We start from the raw sequence: 26359 nt of genomic DNA on the forward strand, positions 1-26359 counted from the left end.
CCCTATCCCCTATCCCCTATTCCCTATCCCCTATCCCCTAGATCCGATCGCTGCATCCAGATAATGGCGATCGTCAAAATTACAGCGATCGAGATAATCGCGCTACTTATTGCCAACCAACCCGTACTCGGAAACTTCCCAGTCATTGTTTCGTAGGAATTGTGTTGGAGTGCCCAGACGGTATATGGTTCGAGCCAGCGAATTTGGGAGTTGGATTGTATACTCGATCCGCTAAAAAAGATCGTCAATGCCAGTGCTGTTACTGCGGCGATTCGATCGAATAATACTCCCAATAAAATAGTTAGTGCCAACACGAATAGCACTACTAAATAAACCATCAATACCCCGATGAAATAGTTACCAATCGAGATACTGGCTGGCAACCCAGTAAACACGGCATAAATATAGACAAAAATCGACGGCGCACCAATGACGATCGCGCCGATAAATATGGCATAAGCCGCAAATTTTCCCAGAACGAAACCCGCAGGCGATAACGGTTTAGAAAAAATCTACATCAGAGTCTGAGTGAGCTTTTCTTCGACGATCGCGCCTTGAGTCAGAATCACCGTCCCGATCGACATCATATTACTACCAGACCACAGAAATAGTGTTAAAACTGCCACACCGCGATCGTGAGTAGCTGCGGGAACCATCAGCGCGGGAGTCAAAGTGAGTGCCATCCAAATAATCGATTGGTTTATCCAGCGATGAGTGCCAAACCATGCGGCTAGCTCTTTGCGATAAATGGCATCAAAACCGCGATACCAACTAGGAGACACGCGCTGGAGTCCCAAATCTCGTTCATTCATATTTAGTGCCTCCGCCGACTAAATTGACAAAAATATCTTCGAGATTATGAGCCGATCGTTCAAATTGGGTGACGATCGTTTCCGTGTCGGCGATCGCCAATTTCAGTAATTCGGTTTCGGCGGTGTGAGAGTCGGTGACATGAATTTGGAGTTTAGTCGTGCGCCTATTTTTTAAGTCAGGGATGCCAGCTTCTACCTCGATCTTTTCGACCCAAGGTATCGATAATAATCGCTCTTTGACGATCGAACCATCGCCGCGCACCGTCAGATAAAATAAACTCAAATCGCCCGATAATAGTTCCTCGATCGAGCCTTGGGCGACTAATTTTCCGCGTTCGAGAATGACTACCCTGTCGCTCACCCGCTGCACGTCGTCGAGAATGTGAGTAGAATAAAACACCGTACTTCGTCCGCGAAAACTTTCGAGAATCTTCAATACATCCCGCCGCCCCAACGGATCGAGCGCGGAGGCTGGCTCGTCGAGAATAATTAATTCTGGATCGTTAATTGCCGCTTGCGCGATGCCCAATCTTTGCTTCTCGCCACCAGAAAAACCCTTCACGGGTCGATCGGCTTTACCACTCAAACCCACCAATTCGATTAATTCCTCAATTCGTGCCGCAATTGCCGTTTTGGAGCCAGTAAAGAAGAAGGAAGCCACAAATTGGAGCGTTTCTCGTGCTGTCAAATAGCCATAAAAACTCGGCGATTGAGCCAAGAAACCCACTCGATCGCGAATCGCTAGACTATCGGTAACGATATTTTTACCAAAAACAGTCCCAACACCACTCGTCGGCTGTACCAGCCCCAGCAAGAGCTTAATCGTGGTACTTTTACCCGCGCCATTAGAGCCGAGAAAACCACAAATCGAACCTCTCGGTACTGCTAAATTCAAATTGCTGACAATCTGCCGTTTGCCATAGGTTTTGGTCAGGTTTTGAGTAGAAATAATTAGATCGGGTGATGTCATTATGTTCGATCGATTAGACCTTGGAGAACACGAAGGAAGAAGAGTAACCAAGGTTCCCAGTTAGGCGATCGATCCGAGCCGATAGTGCCTTGAGTCTGGCGTAGCGCGAGATAATAGTCCTCTTTCCGCGCGGAAGAACCGACACTCTCGATCGTGGCAATCTTGCAGAGGGCTGCCAATCGGTCTGGTGCTAAGGTGTTGAGTGCCCGCCATTTGCCTTTAAACTCGTCGATTTCGACAATGAGTAACAGCAGTTCTTGCCCGATCGGAATGTCAATGTTTGTCATTAGAGTGACTACCTTATCCGATTACCGAACCGATTGTAGCCAATTATGTCCGATTATGTCCGATTAACTAACTTAGAGATGCTTGACATCGGCGATCGAGCTGTTGAGCGGTTGTTAAAACTTAGCCAAGATCGGTCAGATGAGCTGAGGATTGGTGTTGGGAGAGATCGAGCCAAACATTTCTGACTTCGATCGCCAAGAGCCAAGCTAAGTAGGTACAATTATGTATAAACAGATTACACATGAATTAAGACAGTGCCCACTTTAGTGCATTATCGATTTTACTAAGGTGGGCTGATGGCGGCGGGGATTATGTAAAGGTGGCAAGCTTTAGTTCTAAAAAATCAACATGGAAGACAATTCACCGCAAGACGAGTTCAAAATATCAGCAGATAAACTTAGAGAATACTTACAATCGAGTCAAAAAGATCCTGACTACGAGGTATCGAGCGAGAAAAATCGGAGGTCTAGCTCTAACCCGATGAGGGATGAACTAATGGAGATGATCTCGATCGTTCATCAAGCAGTATCGAAGTTAGATGAAGGTATAGAATCCCGCACTGAAAGATGTATCGATCTACTCGAAAAACTATCAGATGCGTGTGTGAGGCAGACTAATGTACTTGCCGAACACGAGCAAGCGATCGAGCAATTACAAAGGATTGTCAAAAGTAATAAGAAAACTATCGTTATTTTGACGGGGTTGACATTGTTGTCAATGTGTTGTTCTCTAACACTCCTAGCAGCTATTTTGATGATACCTCATCATTAAAATAATTGAGAATTGAGAATTGAGAATTGGGTTTAAAGGTGCTGAAATTTAAACTCCGTCCTATTAAATCGATCGACAGCATTAGCAATTATCCAGCTCAAATTGCCACATCATAAAAGCGAAAATATCGGCGCGTTCCTGAATTATCTGGGTTTTTGTCGAACCAATGCCGTGCCCTGCTTCATAATCCATCCGCAGCAACACGGGTTTACCACTAGCCGATGCAGCTTGAACTCTGGCGGCAAACTTGGCTGATTGCCACGGCTCGACACGCGGATCTGTCATACCATGTGTAATTAACATCGCTGGATAATTAACCCCATCGCGAACGTGTAAAAATGAATCCATTGCATAGAGAGCATCAAAACCTGCTTCAGTCTCACAACTGCCAAACTCAGGAGTATTATTCACCCCATTTGGTGTTGTTTCCAGTCGGACTTGATTGAGACAGCCGACGCGAGGAATGGCCACGGCAAATAGATCGGGACGTTCGGTAATCGCTCTACCGATTAAGATGCCGCCAGCACTCGCACCTTGACCTGCTAGTTTGGCTGGTGAAGTGTATTTTTCCTCAATCAGATATTCGGCACAGGCGATAAAATCTTTCCAGGTATTTGGTTTAGTTTGTTGAAATCCAGCGCGATACCACTCCTCACCATTCTCGCCGCCACCGCGCACATGAGCGATCGCAAATATACCTCCTCGTTCGTACCAAGCATATTGAGTCTGTCGATAGAAGGGGTCGAATGAAAGACCGTAAGCACCATAGCCAATCAACAGACATGGATTTGAACCATCTAGGATCGTCCCTTCTTTGTGAATAATTGACAGTGGTATCATCATGCCATCATGAGATTTTACCGTTACTTCTGTCGCAACTAAATCACTGGGAGCATCATATTTACCTTCAGGCTGCAATCCTAACTTGGTGAATAAATCGGTGTTTGGATTATATTCATAATAGCGATCGCATTTTGTCCAAGTTGTGAGACTGATGAGAATTCCATCTGCAAGAGGATCGTTTTTCAGGAAATTGACTGTGCCGTCAGATGGTAATTTGAGGTGCTGGATTTTGCCATCATAAGTAATCCGAATTACTTTGCCGATCCCATTTTCTGTAACGATCGCATATAGCGCATCATTAGCTGCAAAAATATCTCTGACGATCGAATCACTCTCTGCTAACACCGTTTGAGCAGTAGCTAGATCGGGTTTAACTAATAATGTTTTGATAATCTTAAAATGAGCAGCATTCTTGGATGTTAGTAAATATATATCTTCTCCATGTACCGAAAAATGTATGACTTTATCGACAACATCACAGATCTTTGTCCACTCTGGTGTATTTTGACTGAGTAAATCAACTGTTGAAACATACAGGTCGATTTCTGTTTGTGTACCGTAGCCAATGAGTGCGATCGTATAATTAGAATTTGGTAAGGTGAAGATAAATGGCCACGTCATCGGTGGCACATTTACGGAGGGTGTTGCTTGAGATCCCAGCGAGAGTTTGTCTTGTTCTAGATCCGTACCCAACTTATGCCAATAGACTTGACTATGCAGGTATTTCTCCGTAGCCGCCATGCCTTCCTTCACTTCTTGCAGACGGTGATAGAAAAATGACTGGTTGTCTGGCAACCAAGCAACAGGCTGGGGAACCATCCGTGAAATCGGTCGATCGACATCTTGTAATGTTTCCGTACTCATTACATGGAGCGAAGCATCTTCCGATCCACTGGCTGAGACCATGTAGACTAAATATTTGCCATCCCAGGAGGGTGTAAATTCATTAATGGCATGTGTCTTGCCAGTCTCCTGTCGAAACCTGTCAGGATCGACTAACAGCATCTCTAGGCCATCTATGCTCGATCGCATGAAAAGTTTTTCCACATCATCTTGCGCCGCTTGCTTGTAGTAAAAGATGTTGCCGTTAGCAAGCTGCATGATGCTGGACACCTTCGCGGGAACCGAATCATCCAATTCCTTGAGGCGATCGAAAAAAGCTTTACGCCCAGGTAGTTGTGATAGAGTCTCGATCGTATAGTCAGCTTGCGCTTTTACCCACTCCTGTACTGTCGGATCGTTAAAGTCTTCCATGTAGCGATAGTTATCGACTACATCTGTGCCAAAGTAGTTATCGATAACTGGTTGGATGGGTGCAATGGGTTGGTTGTTTATTTCAGTCATATTTAGCTTCCTAAAGTCGATCGAATTAGAAAATCCAGTCCGCGCAGGCGGACTTTGCAACATTAGCGGGGGTTTCTAACCCCACGGCGGTGTTAAGCGGAGCAGATCCTGTCACTCATATTATTTAAAATCTCTCTCCCAATCCGAATTGAATCCGCGTTTCCTTGAGATCGTTGATGGCATAATCGAGACGTAACGGGCCGATCGGCGATTGAAACCTTACACCAGCACCATAGCCAAATCCACTCCCTGGTTTGCTCCGTGCGCCTGCGGGATTGCCAGGAACGCTGCTACCCGTCCCGAGATCGGTACCGTAGTCGGCAAAGATCCCCAAACCGAAGAAGGAGACGATTGGGAATCGATATTCGGCGGTAGCTTGAAGGTAGCTGCGTCCCGAACCGACATCGCCATCTTCATACCCGCGCACGCCTGACGTACCGCCGAGACTAAATGCTTCGTAAGGTGGCAAATCGCCGAAGATCGTTCCACCTTGCACGTTAAATAGCAGCGATTGACTTCCAGGTGCAAGATTTATCAATTTGACGGGGACGTATTGAGTGAAACTCGCTCTGGCTCTGGTCATGGTAATGTTGCCGAGTCCTACTGGTACAGATTGGTCTAGTCCCAGTTTAAGCAATGAGCCTTGCGTCGGATCGCTAAAATTATCGCGAGCATCTTTAGTTACTCCCAGTTGCAACATCAACAAATCGTCTTGTCCGGTTTTGCTGAAGCTCAGATCGTTACCACCAGAATCTTTAGGCACGATCGATCCACCATTGACGTCGCGGATAGAAACGCGTTGATACTGCACCCCCAGGGAACCGCGCCAAGCACTGTTATTGTAAGGATCGCCATCGAGGGGACGGTTGAAGGTAATTCCGCCGCCAGTGCGGAGAATTGTGGGGGTATCGCTGGTAGTTCCCGGTACGGATAGGGGTGTTTTACCACCGCTAAAGACGAAGGATGTCGATCGACGGGCGAAGGCATTGACGGTATAGGATGTGCGGTGGGAATCTGTGGCAATCCAGGGGTCGGTGAAGTTTATTTCGCCTAACAAACCCGTGGTACCTGTTTGAGCGTTCGCGCTCAATGTTTGAGCATTGCCGCCGACATTGAGCTGATTGTAGTTCAGGCTGGCAAAAAAGCCATTAACGGAGCTATAGCCAGCATTTGGCACGATCGAGAAGTTTTTGCCGCGTTCGATGACATCATACTGGAGGACGACTTTGGCCGGATCGCTACCTGGCGCAAAGGAGACGCGCACGTCGTCGAATAAACCCAAGCCATAGATCCGGCGCAGATCTCGCTCGACGGTGTTGCGATTGAAGATTTTGCCCGATTTGGACTCAGCTTCGCGGGTGATGATAAAGGGTCGAGTTTGTCCTGTAAAAGGTTTTTTCTGTGCGTCTTCAGCTTCACCTTTTTTATTGAGAAAGCGGACTCTTACATCTTCGATCGATCCTTCGGCAACGACTACGGTTAGTTTGCCATCAGGATTGAGTTCTTCGATATCGACGACTTGGGCGAGATTGTAGCCTTGGGTTTGATAGAGTTGGTTTAATTTGTCGATCGCAGTTTTGAACTCGATCGCATTCAATCTTTTGCCATATTGCGGCTTAAATATTTCCTCGATCGCGGCTGGATTGAGAATGCTACTACTAGTGGCTGGCAGGGTTCTAAGCTGCACCTGAGCGAGTGTGCCGTAGGGTTTGACCAAAAAGTTCATTATCACGCCTTTGGCGGTATCTTCGGGCACGATCTGGACGGTGGCAAAGTCGCCTAAAGCCTTGACGGCATTAAGGTTTTGCTCTAATTGGCTGCGCGTGACGGGTTGGCCGATTTTAATCGTCAGTACTTGGCGAACTTTGGTGGCTAAGGCTGGTTCTAGTCCGCCTTGCTCTGTGGTAACGACGATATCGGCGACGATGACTTGTGGTTCGGGATTCGTGGGTGTTGGCGTCTGTGCGCTGGGTGGTTTTGCGGGAATATTAATAGGTTGAGGTTGCTGACGTTTAGCAGGCGATCGCAATTTGCGTTTCGATTTGGCAACAAGCTCTGTTGCGCTGGGGATGTCTTTAGTTGGATCGAGGCGATTGCGACTCAGGGTTAAATTAGCTAAGTTGCGATCGGCAATTAGTTTCTCCATTCGATCGAATTCAGCATGTGCGATCGTGGGATTTGAAATTTGACTGATGGTAGCGATCGTAACTAATAAAAATAATTTCCAGCGCATGATTTTGATAAAAATAGATTAATAATATTGAGAATGTATGTAATGTCTTAGATCTGGATAGTGGGCAATGCCCACCCTACTTTTTTGCTAATATTGCCCTCACCCACAACCCCTCTCCCAAATTTGGGAGAGGGGAGCCAGAACCGCAGGTGATGGCGGGGTGAGGGCAACAGGAGCGTAATAGTAATAATTAGCGATCGGAACAATTAACTAATAACTTCTGAAGATTTTGAGGTGCTTGACTTACAGTTGTCGAGCTGGTGACGGGACAACCCATCCTAAAATTTTCGATCGAGCCATCTGGTTTAAAATTAACTGTCACAGGCTAGCTTCTAATTTTGGCGCGAGAATCAATCGCTCTAACGCGGCGACTGGCGCGATTCTTGCCGTGGGAACTGTTGGCTTGACACTTGTCGGATTGGGCTTGGCAATAACTACTGTCGGCAATGTCATCCACAGCGAACCAGTTATTAGCAATAAATAGGCTAGATAAAGTTTCATACCGCAACCTCTTGAAGAAATCTTGTAAATACTAGTACGGGTGAGAGCTTTTGCCGGACAATTGTCACATGACAGCACATTTAGTAGAGGATAACTCAGTTTCTGCAAGCTGAATATTCACCAAGGTCATACAAAATATGACCTTGGTCATACCGTTAGATCCATGGCTCGAACTAAAATTGGAATACAGATCGCTCTATTATCTTCCAAGCAAGACTAGGCCAAAGCTGATGAACCGTTTACCGCCAGTTTCACTAAATATGCGGCGATCGCTGCTTGTCATCGAGCTATTTGCATTAGCTTCTAGTATTTGGGCGATCTTTGCCAATCCACATTTGCAAAGATCGCCGTTTGCGATCGAACAGACAATTTTATTTGTGATGGCATTTATGCCATTTATTATAATTTTTCCTGTCGATCGTCCGCTTTGGCAAAGACGGATTTATATCATCTTGGCAATCCTAACTGTCGTTATTGCCGATTACCATGAATTTACTAGTTATAGTCTCTACGCCACTTTTTTATTAAAAGGATGTTTCTTCTTACCCCGCAAAGAAATCATTACGATCGCGATTATTTTTTGGACGGTAAGTAGTGCTAGCTATTCCAGTCGCATCGCTAATATTATCGAGCGAATGCAACAAAGCGATCTCAGCTTATATCTCAATCCACCCCGACTGATCGTGGGTTATATTGCTAGCTATTTTGGTAGTTGTATTTTTGTTTTGCTACTAGGTACTATTTGGACAGAAGAACAAAAATCTCGTCAAAAAGCCGAACGACTCACTCAACAAGTAGAAACGCTTGCTGTAGATCTAGAACGCAATCGGATCGCTCGCGATATTCATGATACCTTAGGACATTCGCTCACTTCATTAGACGTCCAAATCGAACTCGCCCAAAGATTGCAAGCCACCGAGCCAGAAAGAGCGCAACAATCGATCGATCTTGCGAAAAAACTTAGCTCCCAAGCCCTCGATAACGTCCGTCAAGCCTTAGGTACGATGAAGCGTTCTAATTTTGACCTGACAGAAGCGATCTTCGCGCTAGCGGAGCAAAACCTGCCATTTGAGGTACATGTCGATGTTAGCTTTCCGCAGTTGTCGCTCCAGTCGAGTTATCAGCTTTACTGTATCGTCCAAGAATCGCTGACAAATATTCAGAAACACGCCCAAGCAAATCGAGTTACAATCGAGAGTACGATCGTCAATCGCGGTACGCTTTTGGAGATCTGCGATAATGGCAAAGGATTCGACTTAGATCGACCTCACGCAGGATTTGGCTTAAGAAATATGAAAGAACGCGTACAATGTTTGGGTGGAGAATTCAACCTCGATACTGAAGTCGGACGAGGTACGCAAATTAAAATATTCGTACCTGCCTCCAGCTAAAATTGTCGATTACCTCCGGTAGGCTATATTAAAGAAAATCGAATTTGGATTCAACAGAATACAACCGATATCGATCTCGCATTAGAATTAGTAGAAATGGGCGTACCGAAGTCAGATATTATTTTAGGATTGCATCCACCTTACAAACGTCCTCATACAGGATATGGAGTAGCTTAGTTACAGATTCGGTATCGCTGCTCTTATCAATTATCAACGATCGACCAACTCATGATTCGCTTACTTTTAGTTGACGACTTAGTTATTTTTAGACAAGGATTGGCAGCACTAATTAACCTCGAACCAGATATTGAAATTGTCGGCGAAGCTGGCAATGGCGAAGAGGCTATTTTATTAGCTGAAACTCTTCATCCTGACGTAATTTTGATGGATGTACGGATGCCGATCTGTAATGGCGTTGAAGCCACAAAAGTCATTCATCAGCGATTTCCGTGGATTAGAATCATGGTATTGACGACATTTGATGAAGACGAATATATCTGTCAATCGCTCCAAAATGGCGCGTTGGGTTATATCCTTAAAAGTACACCATCCCAACAATTAGCAACGACTATTCGCAGTCTCGATCGCGGTTTCGGACAATTAGATCCGGCGATCGCGCTCAAAGTATTCGCACGCATTCCCGAACGATCGACAACACCATCACCTACATTAGCTATTTTAGAACAATTCAACCACAGCGAAATTGAAATTCTCAAACAGATTGGCAAAGGTAAAAGCAATCGAGAAATTGCCAAAGATTTACATTTGACAGAAGGAACTGTCAAAAATTACGTCACGAATATTCTCACCTGTTTGAATTTACGCGACAGATTACAAATCGCGCTCTGGGTATCTCAAAATCTCACAGATTCATTCACGCAAATATAGATCGGCTCGGCATTAAAATTAAACATAACATCGATCTTGCAGATCGATTGTTAACTATCAGAGGATTTTTTGACTTGCAATGTCTCTAATTAGATGGCGATCGAGATTTGATTATTCAATGTCAGTAGCTGTAAAAGCTCGATCGGGATAGCATCGATCGCAGCTAGATCCCAGAGTCGATGGTATTTCTGGATTAACTCAGCTTCTTGTAATGCTTGAATGACATGCGACGGCAGACTAAACATCTCAGATCGGTTTGCGGTTTTTCCAGTAGTTTGGTTCGCGGCTACAGTGCATGACGGCTAAGATAAGAATTTCATCTTCTTCGACTGTGTACAGGATGCCATATGGAAATTTTCGAGTCATACACCGACGGACATCTTCATCGATAGTCTGATAGCTGGTGGGTGATTCGCGAATTCGATAGATGGTGTTTTCTACTGCATCAATAAATGCTTGTGCCAATTGAGTCCGATTTTCGGCATAATACTGAACCGCTGCTGCGTATTCGGAAAGAGCGGCTGGATGAAAAACATATTTCATTATTCCAAGAGCTGTCTGACTCGATCTAGAGCATCCTGTCCATTAATTGCTTGGACGGTACCATTGCGAATCTCATCGCGGCGTTGCTTGGCTGTATTCGTCCAAGTTGTCTGGATGGCTGGATCGACGTCAAATTCTAAGCTTTGTACTAGTTCTTCGGCAAGTTTTGCTCTAGAGGCACTGGGTAATGATAAGGCTGCTTGTGTGAGTTGTTCGGCAGACAACATAAAACTATTTCATAGCTGACATCATTACTAGTTTAACGTAAGACACCAATTGTCAATATCCAACTTCGACTTACCCAAAACTTGCTACAATCGCTACGGGGTTCTGAGTCGAAATTTTTCGATCGCTGTTCGTAGATGTATAGATTGGTAATATATGGAAACGATCGACTTACTACGCTCCGGTCAATTACAGGGAATAAAACGGCTAGATTTAGCTGCCGATCTGACAGAATTCCCGATCGAGATTTTCGATTTAGCAGATTCTCTAGAAATATTGAATCTATCCGATAATAACTTACGGTCTTTACCTGACGATTTAGGTCGGCTACACCAGCTCAAAGTTATTTTTATGAGTAACAATAATTTTGAGGAAATCCCTAATGTAGTGGCAGATTGTCCCAATTTATCGATGCTGGGATTCAAATCTAACAAAATTAAGATCGTGGACGAAAATAGATTGCCTCTCAATTTGAGGTGGTTGATTCTGACGGACAATAAATTAGAACGGCTGCCAAATTCGATCGGGAAACTCCAACGCTTGCAAAAATTAATGCTCGCCGGAAATCAATTGCGATCGCTACCAGATGAAATGGCGGCTTGTCATAATTTAGAACTGATTAGACTAGCTGCAAATCGCCTGGAATCTTTGCCAAGCTGGTTATTTACTTTGCCTCGGCTGTCGTGGTTGGCTTATGCGGGCAATCCGTGTTGTGTTGCAAATCTGTCGCCAACTGTACCCATCATTCCGTGGGCAGATTTGACTCTCTCAGATACTTTGGGTGAAGGTGCTTCGGGGGTTATTTCTCAAGGCGTGTGGCAACCTCCAGCACAGCCACCAACTGATGTCGCCATCAAGATTTTTAAGGGGGCGATAACTAGTGACGGTACGCCAGCGGATGAAATGAATGCTTGTCTGGCTGCTGGCGGACATCCGCATTTGGTTGGTGCATTGGGTAAAATTAGCGATTGTCCTGACAATCGATCGGGGCTAATCTTATCATTAATTCCTCCCGATTATGGCAATCTGGGCAACCCTCCGAGTTTGGATACTTGTACCAGAGATACCTATGCTGCGGGGACATCTTTTTCGGTAGCAGCAATTTTGCAAATCGCGATCGGGATCTGTGCTGCGGCGGCTCATCTTCACGCTCAGGGCATCATGCACGGCGATTTATACGCTCACAATATTCTGGTAAATGGAACCGATCTTCATACATTGTTAGGAGACTTTGGAGCGGCTTCTAGCTACGATCGTAACGATCCGATTGCTAGTTTAGCATTAGAAAGATTGGAAGTTAGAGCGTTTGGCTGTCTCTTAGAAGATTTACTCGATCGCTGTCAATTACTAGATGATAATCTGGCAAAGTTGAAATTGGATGAGTTACGGCAAGATTGTTTGCAGCCAATTCCTGCCAAGAGGCCATTATTTAGCGAGATCGATCGCATATTAGCAGAAATCAAAGCAGATTTCCAGATCTAATAATTTTGACAATCAACCATAGACCGAGAATACTCGCCGCACCAAACAACACATTACTGAGCAGTTGTAATTGTGGAGTTTGAGCATTTGCCGAAACGATCGCAGCTCCGACGATCAGCGAGCCGACTACCGTACTAAAAGATCGCCGATTGGCAGCATCATCGATACTATTTTGGATGCCATCTAAACTCTGAATTGTAATATTTAGTTTTAAAGTTTCGGAGCTAAATCGATCGAGTAAAAATCCTAATTGGCGCGGCGATTGAAGCGAAAGATTTTTTAATTCTAAACCCGTTCTGAGTAGCGATTGCAGCGGATCGTCGCCAAAAAGTTGCCGCTGGAACATGTCATTCATCAGCGGACGGACTTCTTCAAATAAATTGACTTCGGGGTTGAATTGGCGTCCGACGCCCTCTAAATTGGCTAAGGATTTGGCAAATAGACCGATATTACTCGGCCAGCGCAGGTTGTTGCGGCGCGCGGCTTGCAGGATTTCGGCGAATGCTTCGCTGGCATTCATATTCTGCAAACTGATATTGTTATACTTGTGCAGCAGCCGATCGTAATCCCATTCCAGGCGCGAGAGATTGAGTTCGCCCATCGGTTCGGCGAGTTGCAGGGTAATTTGGGCGCAACGTTGGGCATCGCCATTGACGATCGCCAGAATCATTTCGACTAGAGCGGACTGAGTGCGAGGATCGAGTCTCCCCATCATGCCACAATCGAGGACGGCGACTCGCCCATCGTCGAGGTAGAACAGGTTACCAGGATGCGGATCGGCGTGGAACAAGCCATCGACGAGATATTGCTGGAAAAAGGCGCGGAAACATAGGACTGTGAGTGCTTGTCGCTCTTGTTGAATATCGCCGCCATGATTTTTACCCGTCAGCCGCGCCGCCAGAATGGGGACGCCATCCAACCATTGCAGCACCAGGACTTTCTGAGTCGATAACCGCCGATCGATCTCTGGCACCATAATTTTGGCGGTGTCGAACCACTTACCCGCCAGTAGATTTTGGCGGAGTGCCTCGGTATAGCGCGCTTCTTGGGTGAAATCTAGTTCGGATTGGAGGGCGGTACTAAATTCGGCAGCAAGGGCAACCAGATCGTAGCGTTTGCCAAAGTCAGTACCAGAGAGCAGCTTGGCGATCTGCTTAATCATGGCAATATCCCTAGTCACCAACCGATCGATCCCCGGACGCTGAACTTTAATGGCGACAATTCGGCCATCTTTGAGAATAGCGCGATGGGTTTGAGCGATCGAGCCAGCGGCGACAGGGACGATATCGATCTGACTGAAAATTTCTGACGGTGGTTGGGAAAGTTGTTCGATTAAAATCGTTTCGATCTCGCGCCAATCGATCGGCGGGACATTCGATTGAAGTTCGCTCAGAGCTTCAATATATTCTAGCGGCAACAGATCCGGACGGGTACTGAGCAATTGTCCAAGCTTGACATAGACAGGCCCCAAATCGACCAAAATACTGCGGAGGATTTCTGGCGGTGGGACATCGACTCGATTCTCCGCCGCCGCATCTCCACCTACGGCTTTGCCGATAGTCAGGATTTGGCGCATGAAGTCCCAGCCATGGTGCAACAGGATTTCTAATATCTCCCGCTGGCGAGAACTATCGATCTTGGTAAGAGCTTGCATGAGCGAATAAATCCCGCGAATATCAATTGTTCGATCTGAGACAATCTCAACAGTATCTATCTGAAATCGCTCCCTCGCCTCTAGTGGCATTCTGGAAAGTCCGCCCGATCGAGCAATTTGCGAAAATAGTTACTAACAACTATTGTATCTAGATCTCGGTTTGAGCGGGTATGGCGATCGGCACCGCGATCGCCAAAAAGCAGGTATTGGCAATCGATCGATTTTTCCTCAGCAGCTCAATATCATCCTAATGATTTTTACCAAAATCTAGTTGACCCCAGATTTCGGTTAAGAGTAAATCTTCGCTAGGATTTGGCTCGGAATTCTTCACCCAATGGTGGGGAAGAATGATGCGATCGATCCAGCCGCGTTCGTTGGCGGTAACTGGCGAGCCTTGTTTGTATGTATTCACCGTAGTTTGCAGAGCCAATCGCAACTCGGTCAAAAATTCTGGGGTCAATTGTGGGTGTGGTTCGGTACCAGCTAGATATTTTGCTACAGCAAATACGACTTGATAGATACAACACTGACGATAGAGATAAAGACTATCTCGATCGCTCGATGGACTTAAGGCTTTTAACAATAAACCGATCCAGTGGTGGATATAATCTAAATCGGCTAACCCTTCAGTCATGACTAATATTTCTAGGTTTAACTGAGTCGGCAGTGGTTGGATCTCATGTCGAAACCAATCCCAGCACAAGCGAACGATCCGATCGAATAAATGTTGATTGTCGGTACTAAATTGATTGCGTTTGCGGAATCTGTCGCTTATCAAAAATGCTTGGAATCCTTTCAATTCGGCTTCTCTAGGGTCGATAACTTCAGTTTCGATCGAGAAGTCGGCTTGAGGGAGATCTGCCCAGATTTCGCTATTTTCAGCTAGTTTGTCGAGAACGGGGGCGACGGGATCGCTGACAGTGAGATCGCCTGATGAGATTCCGCTTTGAGCGAGTTTGTTAAGAGCCGGAGAAATAGTCCCGCCGACAGTACGATCGCCTGCAAGGACGTCACTTTGAGCTTGCTGGAGATCGATTAGAGCCAGCAGTGCAATATCACTCACCCGCTCGGGATGATTGGCAATTGCCGCCACAATTGCCTTGTTGAGAGCCAAGAAACCAGGTAGTTCAAAAGATTCTGCCAAACTAATACAAATATCGGCAACGCTGTGAAGACACTGGGTAATCAGATCGGCATCGTGAGTGGCAATAGCCGTGACAACTTCGTCAATTTGTTCTTGAATTGTCGTTTCAAAAATTGACGCCACAATATCAAAGCCTAATTCGATCGCTGTCGGTAGGGCAATCTCAGTTTCACTCCAATCGCCTAATTTTTCTTTTAATTGTTCGATCGTTGCTGTCATTCGATCGACGATCGCGCTTTCGTCAATTTCTCGACTTTCTCCAGTGGTAATATGGGCGGTCAAACATTCATGTAAGCCAGAATAGCCATCTAAAAGTAAGGTTTGAATCGATACATCGATCTCTATCTCTAAATCGTAAAAAACTCGTGCTACGTCCTCAAAATTGTGCGCGATCCGTTCGATCGTCGTCAATCCGACATTGGCTGCGGCACCTTTAAGCGTATGTAACGCCCGCATGAGGTTATGGACTTTAGCTGTAGTGTGTTCGCTCGGTAAAGTGAGAATTTCTTGCTCGATAACGTGGAGTAATTCTGGTGCCTCGGCTAAAAAATAGCTGTAAGCCTGTGCTTGGATGTGAGAGTCATTCATGACGGTAATTGATAATTGATAATTGATAATTGATAATTAGCGATCGGCGGTTATAATAAATGTTCGACAAGATGCAAATGTAAATATTGGGAATTTAATTTGCGAGCGGGTATTTGGATTGGAATTAGTTTTTTGATGCTGTGGTGCCGATATATTTATCTAGTGAGGAGAGGATTGCATATTCGGTGATTGGTTTGCAGGTGAATTCCGATGCGCCGACGACCTTGGAGCGCACGCGATCGAGTAAGCCATCTTTACCTGTCAAAATCACGATTGGCGTGTTGGCTAAAGCTGAAATTCGGCGAATTTGACCGCAAATTTCATAACCATTAATTTTCGGCATAATTAAATCTAAAAAAATCAGATCTGGCTTATTTTCTAACAATCTCGGTAAAGCTTGAGTTGCATCTTGAATGGCGATAAATCGGTAACCAGCATCGGTAACGATCGCTCTCATACTTTCACAAACTCGCGGGTTATCGTCGATACAAATTACTAGTTTAGATTGGACTGGTTTGGGCGGTGGCGATGGTGTCCGGACGATCTGTCGCTCTGGTAAAAATTTATTAATCGGCAAGGGCGATTTGAGATCGGGTAGGTCGATTAGTTCGATGATGCCAGTCTGAATATAGCGAGTCAGCGATCGCGTCAGTAATAACAAATCCTCATCGATTTCGATCGCAATTTCTCGGAGCGTCCGTTTGCCCGTAATTACCTGCACCAAATTTTGATAAATAATTGGTGTCGTTTGGCGATATAGTTGGACGGGATGTCTGATGACGGGAGTTTTATTGGGGGAAATATTTCCTAATTTCTGGGTGTGCCACTCTTGCCACATAATTTCGGCTTGAGCGATAACTTCTTCGGTATTAATTGTAATTGGCGGTCGCTCGATAAAAATTTCAGACTGCGATCGAAACTGTAACTTTTGGCCTTGACTGTACTGCAATAAGTCAAAAATCGTCTCTCGCGCGGCGATCGTCAAAATATTTGTCAGTTCCGAAGTTTTAATTTCGGCTAACATCATTAGGGAGAGCGCGCCTTGGTATTGCCAGCAAACTTCGCGTCCTTGCTCGAATCCCGGCCAAGGCTGATGATTGGCCGCCTGAAATAATAAGTCGAGTCCGACATGCTCGTAGCCAACCTCAGCGCGCAGCAGCCGCTGCCAAATGCGATTGGTTTGGGTACGATCGACGATCCAAGCAATTTGCCCCTGGTAGAAGACGACTTCCCATGCTTGGCCCGACGCCACCGTAATATCCACAGCACCAGTAAATTCGCCCCAACTTAGATATTGAAATCTCCCGATCGCATTCCGTTGTGGGTCAGCCGCAGTCAAATAGTGAAGATCGTTGTTCATTTAGGCCAGAAAATGGGATAGTCAATGCAGTAAACTCAGATCGGCATTCGTACTAGTCGAAAGTCTCTACACCCCAGACCATTTGTGTATTTAACAATTAGGATGTCTAGTATAATTGTGAAGATCGATCTCAAGAGTCTTCATTAGTATTCCCGAGGAATCGCTCAGTACGCTATCATGCTCAATTAACATTAGCGATCTCGAACGGCAACCGCTATCGCTCTAGTATTTACGACTGCCAGATTTACATTAGGAGTTGATGTGTTGAACTTATTCGCCAGGTTAAAGGGACTATCCGCTAAATTGCCGCTGGCTGGGGCAGAAAAACCTCGTGACGATCGTCAACAATTAGCTGGTACTAATGATTTCGATCGTTCTCGGGTATCCTCGATCGATCCGGATGCTGGATCGCTTGGTGTCAACAACAAGACTAGAGAGATTGCCAACAATTTATATCCCATCAATGCCAGCCACTCACCAACCGCAGACGAGGATCGAGCGAATTCGACTTTGGCTTCCGCCGCACCCACCGATCGCAAGGTTGCGTCCCCAGCCCAGCGCAAAGCGAAAAAACTAGTCAAAGCAGTAGGTAAAACCGCAACTGCGGTGGGTACGACTGCAACCGCAATCGGCACGACGGTGGGGCGAGTTGGTACTGTTGTCGCCAAACCATTTAAAGGGCCAAAACCCCTGCACAAAAACCGTCTGTTTTGGGCTGGATCTACTCTGGGAGTAGGAATGCTAGCTTTGGGTGGCGCGTGGCTATTTGTCGATCGTAGTGTCAGCCAGTACGCCCCCGCCGATGCCCTCAGCTACGTGCGTCCGGGGACAATTACCATCAAAGGTCTCGACGGGAGTATTCTGCTGCAAACGGGTAATGCCACCCGCGAGACACTCAAAATTTGGCAAATCCCCGAAAAACTCAAAAAAGCCTTCGTCGCGATCGAAGATCGTCGCTTTTACGAACACGACGGCGTAGATTATAAAGGCGTCACCCGCGCCATGGTGCAAAACGTTACCTCCAAAAACTTAGTTGAAGGAGCCAGTAGTATCAACCAACAGTTGGCGCGAATGGTCTATCTCAACCAAGAGCGCAGTTTCTGGCGCAAACTCCGCGAAATCCGCATCGCCCAGAGATTGACCGACGGACTCACCAAAGACCAAATTCTCGAACGCTACCTCAACCTGGTGTATTTGGGAGAAGGTACTTATGGCGTCGCCGATTCAGCTTGGGTCTATTTTAGTAAAACCGTAGACCAACTGACACTCGCCGAAATGGCTACCCTGGCCGCCATGCCGCCAGCACCCAATAAATATTCCCCATTTGTCAATCCCAAATTTGCCGAGCAACGCCGCAACCTGGTGCTCGATCGGATGTTGGAAGCTAAATTCATCACCGCCGCCGAAGCCAGAGCCGCCAAAGCCGAGCCACTCAAGACCAAACGCAGCCCGATCAAACGCGAACTCCAAGAAGCCCGATACTTTACTAAATATATCGAGCAAGAACTACCCAAATTCATCTCTGCCAAAGCCATCAAAGCAGGCGGCTTGACTGTCGAAACCACTCTCAATCCAGAGTGGCAAAACAAAGCCGAAGAAATCGTCAACTCCACAGTCCGTAACAATCGCGGCTCCTTCGGACAAGCTGCCATGGTGAGTATCGATCCCCGCACGGGTGGGATTCGATCGATGGTCGGCGGTACCGACTTTGAAACCCACCAATTCAACCGCGTCACCCAAGCCAAACGCCAACCCGGATCGACCTTTAAACCGATCGTCTATGCAACCGCGATCGCTGGCGGCATCAGTCCGAATAAATCCTACCTCGATGGGCCATTTGTCGTCGATGGTTATAAGCCCAAAAACGCGGGTAAAAAATTCAAAGGCTACATCACGATGCACGATGCGCTGATTAATTCAGTCAACATCATCGCCATCAAAATCCTGCTCGATACTGGCTGGGAACCCGTCATCGATAATGCCAAAAAAATGGGCATCGAATCCAAACTCGAACCTTTTTATTCCCTAGCGTTGGGTGGCTTGGAAGTCAACTTGCTAGAGATAACTGGTGCTTACTCTACCTTTGCGGCTAAAGGGGTTCACAACCCCGTCCATGGCATTACCAGAGTCGTCAACCAAAAAGGCGAAGTCATCTATCAAAACAAACCCCAACCCACCAAAGTCTTTGAACCCGATACTAATGCAATTATGACCTGGATGATGCGGGGAGTCGTCAATGAAGGAACGGCTACCTCCGCCCAAATCGGTCGCCCAGTAGCGGGTAAAACCGGAACTACCGATAAAGAACGCGATCTGTGGTTCATCGGCTTTGTGCCCCAATTAGTCACTGGCGTCTGGCTGGGTAACGATAACAACCGCCCGACAGGTAATGCTAGTAGTACTGCTGCCTACGCCTGGTCGCGGTTTATGAAAGTTGCCGTCAAAGATTTCCCCTCCCAAGACTTCCCCGCTCGTCCCGACAATCTGGGCGGACGCAAACCAGAACTCAAACTCGACCCCATCAAGCCTCGCTATCGGCGCGATCTCCCCATGCCCAAAGATGGCGAACGCGTAGATGATGATAACAGAACTAATTCTGAAGAAACTCCCCGTCGTCGTCGCCGTCGCCGTTTGGAGGCAAATAATAATAGCAATACTAATACTACTACTACCTCTAGTTCTGAAGAAACTCCCCGTCGTCGTCGCCGTCGCCGTTTGGAGGAAGCTAGCACTAGCAATACTAGCACCACTACTACTAATACTAGCAATTCGGAAGAAACACCACGTCGCCGCCGTCGCCGCCGCTCTAGTGGTGAATAATTGCAGCCGCTCGGTATGTAATTTTGAGAATTTTATCGGGAATACTACTGACAGTACTCCCTTAGGCATCAAATTATCTATCAAATTACTGATGTTCGACCCCTAGCTGGATTGATTAATTTGACTTTTTTAAGTCTTAGTGAAAATCAAATAGTCGAGATCGAGCCATTAGCTGGATTGGATAAATTAACGTTTCTCGGTCTTCGTAAAAATCGGATCGGTAATATTAAACCATTAGCTCGATTGAGTAACCTAGTTAACCTCGATCTTGAGGGAAATTCTTTTGCCAAGCAGCCTTGTCCTCTCGTACCGGAAAATATTTGTTCGTTTTGAGTATTATCTGAATGGACTTTGCTAGCTATCATCTATGGTCGCAGTTTGAGCCTGCGCTAGGTTGGGAAGATACACATTGTCAGATGCAACGGGGATGGCGATCGATTCAAACCCTAACTCGCGATCGAGCGTCCAAACCAGCATTTACCGAGACAATTTGGCAAAAAGTCGGCAAATTAGCCCAAGCCGGAATATATGAATTTCATCAACAGCCATTATTGCTGAAGCACCCACGCGGCTGCGAGCGGGTTGCCGATCGATTGTATTTGTATTACGAAATCGCCACCGTGCGCGATCGAGTGATGCAGATTCTGCGGCAATATCAGGCCGATCCGTGGTTGCTCGCTCGCGATATTATCCTCCTCAACCGTGGTGACGAGCCAATTCCATCGCCGATCGAGATTGAAGTTGGAGGCGAAGGGTTTCAACTACTTGCAGCCTTTGACTGTATTATTCGATCGAGTCCTCGCCAAATTCAGATTATCGACTTCAAAACTGGACTTGCCGATCCCGATTTCCGGCAAGCGGATGTATATCTGTTAGCCTGTAGCTATTTGTACCCCGATTGTGAGGCGGTAGCTTATTTTTATAATCTAGAAACCATGACTAGCTCCGAACTAGTCACCGCCACACCCGATCGATTAATGGAAATCGCGCGTAAATTAGCCCAAATTGCCAAGTTACACCAACAGCAACTCCAAGAATACCAACTAGATCCCGATTGCTTCGATCGCTTATTTCCACCCCATCCTGGCACTCACTGTCGCGCTTGCGCCTTTAACTATTATTGTGCGTATGCAGTAGGGAGTTAGGAGTTAGGAGTTGGGAGTTGGGAGTTGGGGGGATGGGGAGACAGTTGCATCCAAGAATTCACTATCCACTATTCACTATCCACTATCCACTATCCACTACCCTCTACTCTCTCCCAACTCCCAACTACCCTCCACCCGCTGTCACACCCAACACCTCAATAACCCCTCGATATTTGGGTACTATAACTAATAATCGCGATCGACAGGTGTCAATTAGTAATTGTCAACTGGTTTATTTATGTCTCTTCAGTACCTTCAACCATTTCAAGTCGATCCCAATCGGATCGATCGTCAAGAGATTGCTAAATTAGTCAATAAAGTTAGCAATAATAGTAAAAGTAGCGAAATCAAAGGATTGTTCGACCTAAATATTTCTTTATGTGCTTACTTTATCAATGCCTATATTAGGTATGACGAAATTTATTTATTGCCGACTAATTTGATTTCAAATCCAGATAATCGCCCCGATTATATTTGTGCATGTTATCACGAAGATAAAGGTATTAGTTGGTATGCGGTTGTCTTTGCTGGCCCTCAAGAGCAGACTTGGGATGAAGAAATGCAACTTACATCTTCAGCAAAATCTGCATTCGATCGATTGAATTATTGTACCAGTAATTTAGCCTCAATTATAGTGAATAATCAATTAGCTGAAGAAGTTAACCCCGATCGAATTCATGGCTTGCTAATTATCGGTCAAGATACAGAATTTTTTCACAATCGTAAAAAACAAGAACGCAAGCGCGATATCAATAAAAATTCACCAATTAAACTCAGAACCTATGGAGCTTTTTTGCGAAATTTTCAGAAGGAAAAGAGCAATAGTTGGTTAAATACACCAGTAGTCGATCTATTAACCCGATTTAAATAAACGGCAATTTTCACACGAGCTAACATCATTCAAGAAGAGGTAGTTATCAATTATCAATTATCAATTATTAATTACATAACTGATGCAAGCGATCGTATTTATCGGTATTCAAGCTTGTGGCAAGTCCACTTTTTATCATTACAAATTTGGATTGACTCACGTCCGGATTAATCTAGATATGCTCAAAACCAGACATCGCGAACAGCGGATGTTAGAGACATGTTTAGAAATCCAACAATCACTCGTTATCGACAATACCAATCCAAGCAAACTCGACAGACAGCGATATATCGAGCCAGCCAAACAACATAAATTTAAGATTATCGGCTATTATTTTGAATCGCGCGTGCGGGATGCAATCGAGCGAAATAGCCAACGTCCAGTCGCGCAACAGATTCCCGCCAAAGGAATTGCCGGAACGGCCAAAAGATTGGAATTGCCGAGTTATAATGAAGGTTTTGACGAACTATATTACGTAAAATTATTACCGGAGCTGCAATTTGCAGTGGAGCCGTGGCAAGATGAAGTTTGACGAACTAGATACGAAAATGCGGGTGTTTGAAACCACCAACGATCTCTATGTGCTACCGGGGATCTTTATGGTAGCCAGAGTCGATGGACGCGGTTTTACACGCCTGACAAAGGAGATATGTAAATTTGAAGCACCCTTCGATCCCGTGTTTCGCGATGCGATGGTTGCTACCCTCCAACACTTAATGCAGTCTGGCTTTAAGGTGGTATATGGCTACACCGAGAGCGATGAAATTTCGCTGCTATTGCATCCAGAAGACGTGACATTCGATCGCAAATTACGCAAACTCAACTCGGTATTAGCTGGCGAAGCTAGTGCCAAACTTTCGACGCTACTAGGTACGGTAGCCGCCTTCGATTGTCGGATCTCACAGTTACCAAATATCGAGCTAGTCGTCGATTATTTTCGCTGGCGCAATGAAGACGCTCATCGCAATGCATTGAATGCTCACTGCTATTGGATGCTACGCAAACAAGGTAAAAGCGGGAGATCTGCCAACAGCCAAATCGAACATCTGTTAAAATCCGAAAAAAACGAACTATTGTTCCAAAATGGCATTAATTTCAACGATTTACCATTATGGCAAAAGCGCGGCGTCGGATGTTATTGGGAAACATATATGAAAGAAGGTTTCAATCCGATCGCTAACCAGCAAGTATTTACCGAGCGGCAAAGAATTAAGGTAGATTTAGAATTACCAATGCAGGATAAATATAGTGAATTTATTCGCAATTTGGTCGAGTCAATTCAACCTTTGAGGAGTTAATCGAGAAGATGATACACAAAATGCGTCATCATATCTTTTTCTAGATCTGTAGGGGTGGGTTTATGCAATTTAATGTCGATATTACTTTAGATCCCGAACAAAACCCACCCTCCGCCACTAGGATCTCAAAAGATTTTAACCGCAGAGGCGCAGAGAGCGCAGAGGGTATAGGTGATTTCTAGCATGGAGGGAGTATTCGATCGATAGTAACAGATATCCCGATCGATAAGTGTGGGTAGGATAAATACAGCACTGAGGCTCTCCAACATACATCTACGATTTAGCAATGGAACAAGCAGAATTAGAACGAAAGATCGAGCAAGCTAGATCGCATCAATGGGAACAGTTAAAGTTGAGTCATCATCAACTGAATATCCTACCAGATAGTATCAAAAATCTTTCACATATAACTTACTTAGATTTAAGGTATAATCGACTAAATACTCTACCAGAGAGCATAGGAGATTTATATGAGTTGACTGGCTTAGATGTATCTAATAATCAGCTCAATATATTGCCAAGCAATATTGGATCTCTTTCAAATCTAACTTCCTTAGACTTGCACAATAATCAATTAAATACTTTACCAGATGGCATCGGTAATCTTTCCAGCTTAACTTGGATACTGCTAGACAATAATCAGCTTAGTGTTCTACCAGAGAGCTTTGGCAATCTCTATAAATTAGGTTGCTTATACCTCGATAACAATCAATTAACTGAGCTGCCTAGTAATATTGGTAATCTTTCTAATTTAACCGTATTATCTTTACGTAATAACCGATTAAATATTTTTCCAGAAGTAATTACCTCTCTATTAAGCTTGGAAGAACTCAATTTAGATGATAATAGCTTAATCGATCTCCCCAACAGTATTACACATCTTAAATATTTAAAGGCAATAGACCTCAATAATAATCCCTTCACAGATTTATCAATTTTACAATCTATTTCCAGCTTAAGTCATGTCTTATTTCTAAATGTAGATCTCCCACGTCGCTATTGGACTAACTTGAGTGAGTGGAAATCTGAGTGGCTATTAGACGAGGAGAATGTTGAGATTAGGCGGTTATTAATCGAGGAACTAGGATATGAAAAAATACACAAAGAAATCGCTGCTGTTGAGCTAGATAATTGGAGAGAGTATACATTGCTAAAAATCGATAGTATCGAAACAATATATAGTGTATATGGAAAAGCTATTGGTACTGAACCGATGGTATTACTAAAAATGACCTGTCCATCGACTGGGCACATTCATATCCTCAGAGTACCGCCAGAGATGACGAGTGCCGAAGCTGCAATTACTTGGATAAATCATGGCATTCATCCTGACGAATTTGCCATTCAAACTTAAAATAAGTCAAACTTCCACCGATCGATAGCCAAGGTTTCGGGATCTCTCGATTCTCCACAGGAGAGGCTACGCCAACGATAATGGTAGTTTTTAAAAACAAGCTGAAGATTGCTTGTTTTTTCGATCGAACAGATTAATGTTAGATAACAACTTACCAAAATCCCCGACCTAACTTGATATGGATAAATATTGGAAACTACTGGGATTGTCGATCGCGGGTATAATTTTGACAGCTAATGCACCTGCTTGGGGCTTATCCGCCAGCCAAGTCGCACAAGTAGCAAAGGCGGTAACTGTCGAAATTAAGACGCCAAACTCAGTCGGATCTGGCGTATTAGTAGCTAAAAATTCGCAGGGATACACCGTACTTACCGCCGCTCATGTGGTGCGCGACGAGCAGCAATATCAACTGGTTGCACCCGACGGACGTAAGTATGGGATCGATCGATCGAAAATTAAAATCCTACCTGGTGCTGACTTGGCGTTGGTGTCATTTGTGAGCACTCAAGCTTATCGCACTGTCAAAGTTAGACAGGCTAATGCGATCGCTGAAGGTTCGACAGTGTATGTGGGTGGGTTTCCCCTGACTACTCAGACGATTAGCAAACCATTGTTTAATTTTACCGAAGGGCGGGTGACGGCGAGTAGCAAGCAACCGTTGCAAAATGGTTATGGGTTGGTATATACCAACTTAACTTTACCAGGAATGAGCGGCGGTAGTGTCTTAAACGACCAGGGCGAATTGATTGCCATTCACGGACGCGGCGATGTCGAAAAAAGTACCACAGCTTCGACAATAAATCCTGATGTGAGAGTAAAAACTGGCTTTAATCTGGGCATTTTGGCAAGTGTATTCGTGCCATTGGCTACTCAGACTGGGGTGAAAATGGAGGTGGCTACTGCTAATAATAAAATCACCGATCTCGGTGGCGATGCGTTGGTGAGTGCGACTGTCAAATTGCAGACAGGCGATTATCAGGGCGCGTTAGCCGAATTAAATCGATCGATCGCGGCAAATCCCAAAAAGGCATCGGCGTATTATATGCGATCGAATGTCCATCAAATGTTAGGCGATCGCCCCCAAGTTTTGGCAGATTTAAATAAAGCGATCGAGTTAGATACTAAGAATGCCAGTGCTTATTATCTGCGCGGCAATATCTTATATGCCAACCAAGACTTTAAAGGGGCTGCGGCAGACTTCGATCGCACGATCGCGCTCGATCCCAAATATATTCAAGCTTACTTGCTGCGGGCACTCATAGCGCAAGTACAGGGCGATTTACCAGGTGCGCAAGCCGCTTACACCAAAATGATTGCCGCCGATCCGCAGAATACGTTGCCTTATCAAAATCGCGCGGGGGTAAGGGTGCAGCTCAATAATTTCCCTGGCGCGATCGAAGATTTTTCGCAGGTAATTAGGATCGCTCCCGATAATATCAGTGCTTACGATAGTCGGGCGAATTTTCGTAAAGCTACAGGCGATATCACTGGTGCGATCTCCGATTACACCAAAATCACTCAAATTAGCCCAAATAATCTGCGCGCTTATTCATACCGAGCCGCAATTTATCAGGATCGCAAAGAGTGGACGCTGGCACTTAAAGACTATGCCAGTATGTTAAAAATCAATCCCAATGAAACTGAAGCCTACAGCGAGCAGTTGAAGATTTATCAGCAACTCAAAGATTATCGGGGAATTGTCAATGCTTTGGATGGACTGGTGCGGCTCAATCCCAACCAGGGCTACTATTTAGCCGATCGCGCCGAGGCTAAGTTAGATTTGAAAGATCGGGCGGGCGCGATCGCCGATTATCGAAAGTCGATCGAATTATAC

The 26359-nt window shown here is 45.3% G+C and carries 26 protein-coding genes and 2 pseudogenes; 14 read left to right on the forward strand and 14 right to left on the reverse strand.

The window, feature by feature from the left end; all coding sequences use genetic code 11:
• Positions 1–23 precede the first annotated feature (23 nt).
• The 4 genes and pseudogenes from C7B77_RS03165 to C7B77_RS31630 all read right to left on the reverse strand — a co-directional run.
• Complete coding sequence (locus tag C7B77_RS03165; RefSeq protein ID WP_106300245.1) at positions 24–395, reverse strand: hypothetical protein; 372 nt, start codon at positions 393–395, stop codon at positions 24–26.
• A 117-nt stretch (positions 396–512) separates the two neighbouring features.
• Positions 513–812: a hypothetical protein gene (locus C7B77_RS03170; protein ID WP_106300247.1), complete on the reverse strand. Its 300-nt coding sequence runs from the start codon at positions 810–812 to the stop codon at positions 513–515.
• Positions 805–1782: an ABC transporter ATP-binding protein gene (locus tag C7B77_RS03175; protein ID WP_106300249.1), complete on the reverse strand. Its 978-nt coding sequence runs from the start codon at positions 1780–1782 to the stop codon at positions 805–807. The genes C7B77_RS03170 and C7B77_RS03175 overlap by 8 nt, the downstream gene beginning before the upstream one ends.
• A 95-nt stretch (positions 1783–1877) precedes the next feature.
• Positions 1878–2069, reverse strand: a pseudogene (locus tag C7B77_RS31630) (Fic family protein); the annotation flags it as partial.
• Between the two features lie 349 nt (positions 2070–2418).
• Between C7B77_RS31630 and C7B77_RS03185 the strand changes: the two are divergent.
• Positions 2419–2841 (forward strand): hypothetical protein, encoded by a 423-nt coding sequence (locus C7B77_RS03185; protein ID WP_106300251.1) that lies wholly within the window; start codon positions 2419–2421, stop codon positions 2839–2841.
• Positions 2842–2922: 81 nt separating this feature from the next.
• On the opposite strand, the gene C7B77_RS03190 is transcribed toward C7B77_RS03185, so the two are convergent.
• From C7B77_RS03190 to C7B77_RS03200, 4 genes are all read right to left on the reverse strand, one after another.
• Complete coding sequence (locus C7B77_RS03190) at positions 2923–5028, reverse strand: prolyl oligopeptidase family serine peptidase (RefSeq protein ID WP_181243690.1); 2106 nt, start codon at positions 5026–5028, stop codon at positions 2923–2925.
• 124 nt (positions 5029–5152) lie between these two features.
• Complete coding sequence (locus C7B77_RS03195) at positions 5153–7261, reverse strand: BamA/TamA family outer membrane protein (protein WP_106300255.1); 2109 nt, start codon at positions 7259–7261, stop codon at positions 5153–5155.
• Between the two features lie 190 nt (positions 7262–7451).
• On the reverse strand, positions 7452–7583 hold the full coding sequence (locus C7B77_RS31310) for a hypothetical protein (protein ID WP_281261328.1): 132 nt from the start codon (positions 7581–7583) through the stop codon (positions 7452–7454).
• Positions 7580–7762: a hypothetical protein gene (locus C7B77_RS03200; RefSeq protein ID WP_106300257.1), complete on the reverse strand. Its 183-nt coding sequence runs from the start codon at positions 7760–7762 to the stop codon at positions 7580–7582. The genes C7B77_RS31310 and C7B77_RS03200 overlap by 4 nt, the downstream gene beginning before the upstream one ends.
• 230 nt (positions 7763–7992) lie before the next feature.
• Here C7B77_RS03200 and C7B77_RS03205 point away from each other — a divergent pair, with 230 nt between their 5' ends.
• From C7B77_RS03205 to C7B77_RS03215, 3 genes and pseudogenes are all read left to right on the forward strand, one after another.
• Complete coding sequence (locus C7B77_RS03205) at positions 7993–9153, forward strand: sensor histidine kinase (protein ID WP_181243691.1); 1161 nt, start codon at positions 7993–7995, stop codon at positions 9151–9153.
• Between the two features lie 27 nt (positions 9154–9180).
• Positions 9181–9330: pseudogene (locus tag C7B77_RS03210) on the forward strand (element excision factor XisI family protein); the annotation flags it as partial.
• 51 nt (positions 9331–9381) lie between these two features.
• Entirely contained in the window at positions 9382–10041 is a 660-nt protein-coding gene (locus C7B77_RS03215) for a response regulator (protein WP_106300263.1), read from the forward strand.
• A gap of 89 nt (positions 10042–10130) precedes the next feature.
• On the opposite strand, the gene C7B77_RS29590 is transcribed toward C7B77_RS03215, so the two are convergent.
• Genes C7B77_RS29590 through C7B77_RS03225 form a run of 3 tightly spaced genes read right to left on the reverse strand, consistent with a single transcriptional unit; the run spans position 10131 to position 10811 of the window.
• Positions 10131–10286, reverse strand: a complete 156-nt coding sequence (locus C7B77_RS29590; RefSeq protein ID WP_181243692.1) for a hypothetical protein — start codon at positions 10284–10286, stop codon at positions 10131–10133.
• A gap of 1 nt (position 10287) precedes the next feature.
• The gene (locus tag C7B77_RS03220; RefSeq protein ID WP_106300265.1) at positions 10288–10584 is read right to left on the reverse strand and encodes a type II toxin-antitoxin system RelE/ParE family toxin; all 297 of its coding nucleotides are present in this window, start codon (positions 10582–10584) and stop codon (positions 10288–10290) included.
• On the reverse strand, positions 10584–10811 hold the full coding sequence (locus C7B77_RS03225) for an addiction module protein (RefSeq protein ID WP_106300267.1): 228 nt from the start codon (positions 10809–10811) through the stop codon (positions 10584–10586). The genes C7B77_RS03220 and C7B77_RS03225 overlap by 1 nt, the downstream gene beginning before the upstream one ends.
• Positions 10812–10965: 154 nt before the next feature.
• Between C7B77_RS03225 and C7B77_RS03230 the strand changes: the two genes are divergently transcribed.
• Positions 10966–12291, forward strand: coding sequence for a leucine-rich repeat-containing protein kinase family protein (locus tag C7B77_RS03230; RefSeq protein ID WP_106300268.1), 1326 nt, complete (start codon positions 10966–10968; stop codon positions 12289–12291).
• Here C7B77_RS03230 and C7B77_RS03235 read toward each other — a convergent pair.
• Positions 12269–13945: an ABC1 kinase family protein gene (locus C7B77_RS03235; protein ID WP_106300290.1), complete on the reverse strand. Its 1677-nt coding sequence runs from the start codon at positions 13943–13945 to the stop codon at positions 12269–12271. The genes C7B77_RS03230 and C7B77_RS03235 overlap by 23 nt on opposite strands.
• A 142-nt stretch (positions 13946–14087) precedes the next feature.
• Between C7B77_RS03235 and C7B77_RS31315 the strand changes: the two genes are divergently transcribed.
• Positions 14088–14216 (forward strand): hypothetical protein, encoded by a 129-nt coding sequence (locus tag C7B77_RS31315; protein ID WP_281261329.1) that lies wholly within the window; start codon positions 14088–14090, stop codon positions 14214–14216.
• On the opposite strand, the gene C7B77_RS03240 is transcribed toward C7B77_RS31315, so the two are convergent.
• Both C7B77_RS03240 and C7B77_RS03245 read right to left on the reverse strand, forming a co-directional pair.
• Positions 14193–15677: an Hpt domain-containing protein gene (locus tag C7B77_RS03240; protein ID WP_106300270.1), complete on the reverse strand. Its 1485-nt coding sequence runs from the start codon at positions 15675–15677 to the stop codon at positions 14193–14195. The two genes, C7B77_RS31315 and C7B77_RS03240, sit on opposite strands and share 24 nt — an antisense overlap.
• A 124-nt stretch (positions 15678–15801) precedes the next feature.
• Positions 15802–17037 (reverse strand): response regulator, encoded by a 1236-nt coding sequence (locus C7B77_RS03245; protein WP_106300272.1) that lies wholly within the window; start codon positions 17035–17037, stop codon positions 15802–15804.
• 261 nt (positions 17038–17298) lie between these two features.
• Between C7B77_RS03245 and C7B77_RS03250 the strand changes: the two genes are divergently transcribed.
• The 8 genes from C7B77_RS03250 to C7B77_RS03285 form a co-directional block, all read left to right on the forward strand.
• Positions 17299–19857, forward strand: coding sequence for a transglycosylase domain-containing protein (locus C7B77_RS03250; protein WP_106300274.1), 2559 nt, complete (start codon positions 17299–17301; stop codon positions 19855–19857).
• A gap of 120 nt (positions 19858–19977) precedes the next feature.
• A complete protein-coding gene (locus tag C7B77_RS03255) occupies positions 19978–20190 on the forward strand; it encodes a leucine-rich repeat domain-containing protein (RefSeq protein ID WP_146138162.1) in 213 nt (70 codons plus the stop codon).
• Between the two features lie 11 nt (positions 20191–20201).
• Positions 20202–21002, forward strand: coding sequence for a PD-(D/E)XK nuclease family protein (locus C7B77_RS03260; RefSeq protein ID WP_106300278.1), 801 nt, complete (start codon positions 20202–20204; stop codon positions 21000–21002).
• A 238-nt stretch (positions 21003–21240) separates the two neighbouring features.
• The gene (locus tag C7B77_RS03265; RefSeq protein WP_146138163.1) at positions 21241–21873 is read left to right on the forward strand and encodes a hypothetical protein; all 633 of its coding nucleotides are present in this window, start codon (positions 21241–21243) and stop codon (positions 21871–21873) included.
• 82 nt (positions 21874–21955) lie between these two features.
• Positions 21956–22405, forward strand: a complete 450-nt coding sequence (locus C7B77_RS03270) for an AAA family ATPase (RefSeq protein ID WP_106300282.1) — start codon at positions 21956–21958, stop codon at positions 22403–22405.
• Positions 22395–23171, forward strand: coding sequence for a tRNA(His) guanylyltransferase Thg1 family protein (locus C7B77_RS03275; protein WP_106300284.1), 777 nt, complete (start codon positions 22395–22397; stop codon positions 23169–23171). The genes C7B77_RS03270 and C7B77_RS03275 overlap by 11 nt, the downstream gene beginning before the upstream one ends.
• 286 nt (positions 23172–23457) lie before the next feature.
• Complete coding sequence (locus C7B77_RS03280; protein ID WP_106300286.1) at positions 23458–24525, forward strand: leucine-rich repeat domain-containing protein; 1068 nt, start codon at positions 23458–23460, stop codon at positions 24523–24525.
• A 178-nt stretch (positions 24526–24703) separates the two neighbouring features.
• Positions 24704–26359 (forward strand): tetratricopeptide repeat-containing S1 family peptidase (locus C7B77_RS03285; protein WP_106300288.1); only part of this gene is annotated, 1656 nt, incomplete at its 3' end.

This window comes from Chamaesiphon polymorphus CCALA 037, from assembly GCF_003003845.1.
Classification (GTDB): domain Bacteria; phylum Cyanobacteriota; class Cyanobacteriia; order Cyanobacteriales; family Chamaesiphonaceae; genus Chamaesiphon; species Chamaesiphon polymorphus.

Bases quoted from the DNA above. Each gene is read 5' to 3' on its own strand.
- C7B77_RS03170 (WP_106300247.1), bottom strand. From the start codon at position 812: ATGAATGAACGAGATTTGGGACTCCAGCGCGTGTCTCCTAGTTGGTAT.
- C7B77_RS03175 (WP_106300249.1), bottom strand. From the start codon at position 1,782: ATGACATCACCCGATCTAATTATTTCTACTCAAAACCTGACCAAAACC.
- C7B77_RS03185 (WP_106300251.1), top strand. From the start codon at position 2,419: ATGGAAGACAATTCACCGCAAGACGAGTTCAAAATATCAGCAGATAAA.
- C7B77_RS03190 (WP_181243690.1), bottom strand. From the start codon at position 5,028: ATGACTGAAATAAACAACCAACCCATTGCACCCATCCAACCAGTTATC.
- C7B77_RS03195 (WP_106300255.1), bottom strand. From the start codon at position 7,261: ATGCGCTGGAAATTATTTTTATTAGTTACGATCGCTACCATCAGTCAA.
- C7B77_RS03200 (WP_106300257.1), bottom strand. From the start codon at position 7,762: ATGAAACTTTATCTAGCCTATTTATTGCTAATAACTGGTTCGCTGTGG.
- C7B77_RS03205 (WP_181243691.1), top strand. From the start codon at position 7,993: ATGAACCGTTTACCGCCAGTTTCACTAAATATGCGGCGATCGCTGCTT.
- C7B77_RS03215 (WP_106300263.1), top strand. From the start codon at position 9,382: ATGATTCGCTTACTTTTAGTTGACGACTTAGTTATTTTTAGACAAGGA.
- C7B77_RS29590 (WP_181243692.1), bottom strand. From the start codon at position 10,286: ATGTTTAGTCTGCCGTCGCATGTCATTCAAGCATTACAAGAAGCTGAG.
- C7B77_RS03220 (WP_106300265.1), bottom strand. From the start codon at position 10,584: ATGAAATATGTTTTTCATCCAGCCGCTCTTTCCGAATACGCAGCAGCG.
- C7B77_RS03225 (WP_106300267.1), bottom strand. From the start codon at position 10,811: ATGTTGTCTGCCGAACAACTCACACAAGCAGCCTTATCATTACCCAGT.
- C7B77_RS03230 (WP_106300268.1), top strand. From the start codon at position 10,966: ATGGAAACGATCGACTTACTACGCTCCGGTCAATTACAGGGAATAAAA.
- C7B77_RS03235 (WP_106300290.1), bottom strand. From the start codon at position 13,945: ATGCAAGCTCTTACCAAGATCGATAGTTCTCGCCAGCGGGAGATATTA.
- C7B77_RS03240 (WP_106300270.1), bottom strand. From the start codon at position 15,677: ATGAATGACTCTCACATCCAAGCACAGGCTTACAGCTATTTTTTAGCC.
- C7B77_RS03245 (WP_106300272.1), bottom strand. From the start codon at position 17,037: ATGAACAACGATCTTCACTATTTGACTGCGGCTGACCCACAACGGAAT.
- C7B77_RS03260 (WP_106300278.1), top strand. From the start codon at position 20,202: ATGGACTTTGCTAGCTATCATCTATGGTCGCAGTTTGAGCCTGCGCTA.
- C7B77_RS03265 (WP_146138163.1), top strand. From the start codon at position 21,241: ATGTCTCTTCAGTACCTTCAACCATTTCAAGTCGATCCCAATCGGATC.
- C7B77_RS03270 (WP_106300282.1), top strand. From the start codon at position 21,956: ATGCAAGCGATCGTATTTATCGGTATTCAAGCTTGTGGCAAGTCCACT.
- C7B77_RS03275 (WP_106300284.1), top strand. From the start codon at position 22,395: ATGAAGTTTGACGAACTAGATACGAAAATGCGGGTGTTTGAAACCACC.
- C7B77_RS03280 (WP_106300286.1), top strand. From the start codon at position 23,458: ATGGAACAAGCAGAATTAGAACGAAAGATCGAGCAAGCTAGATCGCAT.